This is a genomic window from Shewanella sp. S1-49-MNA-CIBAN-0167 (assembly GCF_040310145.1).
GTDB lineage: Bacteria > Pseudomonadota > Gammaproteobacteria > Enterobacterales > Shewanellaceae > Shewanella > Shewanella psychromarinicola.
In genome coordinates, this window is record NZ_JBEOPO010000137.1 from 1 (window position 1) to 372 (window position 372).

Annotated in this window: 1 protein-coding gene; it reads left to right on the forward strand. The window is 45.4% G+C overall.

The genetic code is table 11. The features are described from left to right. Nucleotides 1–372: site-specific integrase (locus AAEZ00_RS20705; RefSeq protein WP_351089755.1), on the forward strand; the 372-nt coding region annotated here is incomplete at both ends.

The window sequence follows — 372 nt, forward strand, 5'->3', positions numbered from 1 at the left end:
GTCTCAGTGTTAACGGTAAAGCAGCTAAATCAACGTATAGGCCACTTTATTGAGCGAACCCACCTAGATGATGTATTCGACATTACCAGCGCTGAGGCAATGGAATACAAGGATTGCTTGCTCGAAGAAGGTCGAAGCCATAAAAGCAATAAAGACTACCTCGCGGCGGTGTCGCAGTTCTTTAAGTGGTGCAAACTGATGCGCTACACCAGCGCTAACCCGTTTGATGAAGTGAAACTGTCCAAGCCAAGTAACCAAGCTGGGCATGATTTAGCGCGTCAGCGCTGGCAACCAAAGCAACTAAAACACGTACTGCAATCACAAGACTTTATCGATAAACAAGCTGACTTTAAATGGATAACGCTATTGATG